Here is a 3,170-nt window from a genome sequence, read left to right as displayed (position 1 = left end):
CGCTGCTGGCCGGGTGCGCCGCTCAACGGCAGGCCCCAGGCGCGGCGGGCGGCGCGGCGCCCGGCGTGACGGACACGGCCGTCAAGGTCGGCGGCGTGCTGACCAAGACCAGCGCCAGCGGCTACTCCACCAAGGACGCCGAGATTGGCGCGAAGGCCAGGTTCGAGCGGGCCAACGCCGCCGGAGGGGTGCACGGGCGGCGGATCGAGTTCGCCGGCGCGGAGGACGACGGGCAGGACGCGGCCAAGGGCGACGCCGCGGCCAAGAAGCTCGTGCAGAAGGACCAGGTGTTCGCGCTGGTGCCCGTGCACGCGCCCAACTTCGGCGGCGCCGCGTTCCTGGAGCAGCAGGGCGTGCCGTGGTTCGGCTGGGCGACCGGGCCGCAGTGGTGCGGCACGCGGACCGGCTTCGGCTACAACGGCTGCCTGGCGCCCAAGAAGGGGGCGGGGTCGCAGACCTGGTGGGGCAGGCAGATGGCCGACCTGCTCGGCGGCGCCGCGAGCAAGACCGTCTACGTGCAGACCAGCGACTCCAGCGGCAGCAAGTACGGCGGCACCACGATCTCCCAGTCGTTCACCGCGGCGGGGTTCGAGCTGGTCGGCGTGAACTCCGGGCTGCCCGCGTCCGCGCCCCCGCCCGACTGGCTGCCGTACGTCAACAAGATCATGAACTCGAACGGCGGCAGGGCCCCCGACGTCGTGGTCTCCGTGATCGCCGGCACCAAGTTCAACGTCGGCCTCTACTCGGCGCTCAAGCGGGCCGGTTACCAGGGTGTGCTCACCGACGCCACCAGCTACGACGCCGCGATCCTCAAGGACCCGGCCAGCGCGCGGGCACTGGAGGGCGTGATCGCCGCGCCGATGTTCGAGCCGTTCGAGTCGGCCGCCCCCGAGATCGGCACGCTCAGGGCCGACGTCGAGAAGGTGGCTCCCGGGGCCACGCTCACCCAGCACATGGCCATCGGCTACTGGGCGGCCGACATCTTCCTCGACATGCTGGAGAAGACCGGCAGGGACCTGACCAGGCAGAGGTTCCTGGCCACCGGCAACGGCTCCTACTCCTACGAGAACCCCGGCTTCGGCCGCGTCAGGTTCCCGAAGGACCACTCCGAGCCGAACGGCTGCGGCGCTCTGGTCAAGCTCGAAGGCGGTGCCTTCGAGGTGGCCAAGAGCATGAAGTGCTTCGACAACGTGCCGCTGAAATGATCCTCGGCTACGTCGTCAGCGGCCTGGTCACCGGGGCGATCTTCGCCGTCATGGGGTCGGGCCTGACCCTGTCGTACGCGGCGACCGGGGTGTTCAACTTCGCCCACGGCGCCATCGGCTTCATGTCGGCGCTGCTGTTCTACCAGTGCAACGTGGCCGCCGGGCTGCCCTCGTGGCTGTCGGCGGCGCTCGCGGCCGGGGTCTTCGCGCCCGCGCTCGGCTACCTGCTGCACAGGGCCATGTTCCGCGGGCTCGCCCAGGCGGGTGAGACGGCCCAGATCGTCGGCACCATCGGGCTGACGATCGCGCTGCCCGCCCTCGGCCTGCTGCTCGTGGACGTGCTCGGGCTGCCGAGCGCCGACGCCACCTCGCTGCCCCGCGGGATCGGGCCGCATCCGGCCGTCCCGCTCGACCTGTTCGGCGTCCGCCTCGACACCGACCAGTTGATCACGTTCGGCTTCTCGGCCGTCACCGCCGCGGGTCTGTGGGCGTTCATGCGGCACACTCCGTACGGCCTGCGCATGCGCGCCTGCGTGGACCGGCGGCGGCTCGCCACGCTGCGCGGCATCGACGTGGACGCCACCTCGGCCCTGGCCTGGATGCTCGGCTCGGGGCTCGCCGGGCTCGCGGGGGTGCTGGCCGTGCCGGTGCTCGGGCTCGACGCCACCGCGTACACGGTGCTGCTGTTCGCCTCGGCGACGGCGGCGGTGTTCGGGCGGCTGCGGTCCATCCCGTGGACGTTCGCCGCCGGTCTGGCGCTGGGCGTGGTGCAGAACCTGGTCGCCGGCTACACCGACTTCCTGGAGGAGATCACCGGGCTGCGGACCGCCGTGCCGGTCATCCTGCTCTTCGCCGGGCTCGTGCTGCTGAACCGGTCTCGCGAGCGGGTCGCGGGCTCCGCGGCCGAGGACGCGCCGCCGCCCGACCACCTTGCCGGAGTGCCGGTCTGGCGGCGGCGCCTGCCGTGGGCGGTGTCGCTCGTGGCGCTGCTGGCGTTCGCGTTCGCCGGGCCCGAGTACTACGTGGGCGTGGCGGCCCACGGGCTGGTGCTGGCGCTGATCTTCTGCTCGTTCGTGGTGGTCACCGGGATCGGCGGCATGGTCAACCTGGCACAGGCCGCCTTCGCCGCGATGGCGGCGCTGACCTGCGGGTGGGCGTTCGCGTCGGGGCTGCCGTTCTTCGTGGCGATCGTGCTCGGCGTGCTGGCGGCGTGCGCGGTGGGCGTGCTGGTCGCGCTGCCCGCGCTGCGGCTGGGCGGGCGGGTGCTGACGCTGGCCACCCTCGCGCTGGCGCTGCTCGCCGACCAGGTGCTGTTCCAGGTGGACGCGTTCAGCAACGGCACGATCGGGTGGCCGCTGCCCGCGCTGGGCTTCGGCTTCGCCGACACGTCCGATCCGCGGGTGCGGGTGGTGCTGCTGCTCGCGCTGATCGGGGGCGTCGGGCTGCTGGTGCGCAACCTGGAGCGGTCGGCGTCCGGGCGGGCGATCCTGGCGGTCAGATCGGCTCCCGCCGCGGCCGTCACCTCGGGGCTGTCCGCGCCGCGGACCAAGATCATGCTGTTCGCGCTGGCCTCGGGGATCGCGGGGCTGGGGGGCGTGCTGTTCGCGATCTCCAAGGGGTCGATCACGGCGACCGATCTGCCGGCCTTCGCGGGGTTCGTCTGGCTGGCCGTGGTGGTGCTCCAGGGGGTGCGGCGCGTCGGCGGGGCAGTGCTCGGCGGGCTCGTCGCCGCCGTCTTCCCCGAGCTGCTCGCCACCTGGGACGTGTCGGCGCACGTGGGGGCCGTCCTGTTCGGGGCGGGCGGCATGGTCCTGGCCAGGCATCCGGACGGGGTGCTGGCCCAGCTGGCCGAGTCCCGTCACCGCCGCCGCCGTGGTCGCGGTGCTGGGGCGGGGGAAGTGGTCGTGCCGCGGCGCGTGCGGGAGGGTGCCGGGGCCACGGAGGGGGCCGCGCCGCTCGCGGGCG

General features: G+C 73.4%; 2 protein-coding genes. Both read left to right on the top strand.

The annotated features are described in order from the left end of the window. A partial coding sequence (locus DQW85_RS25400) for an ABC transporter substrate-binding protein (RefSeq protein WP_205315397.1) occupies positions 1 to 1,205 on the top strand: 1,205 nt, incomplete at its 5' end. Next, on the top strand, positions 1,202 to 3,170 hold a 1,969-nt coding region (locus tag DQW85_RS25395; RefSeq protein WP_113702487.1), incomplete at its 3' end, for an ABC transporter permease. The genes DQW85_RS25400 and DQW85_RS25395, both read left to right, overlap by 4 nt.

Source organism: Nonomuraea lactucae (assembly GCF_003313395.1).
Taxonomy (GTDB): Bacteria; Actinomycetota; Actinomycetes; order Streptosporangiales; family Streptosporangiaceae; genus Nonomuraea; species Nonomuraea lactucae.
The sequence above is the reverse complement of the archived record's forward strand: the minus strand, read 5'-3'. Positions and strand labels throughout refer to the sequence as shown.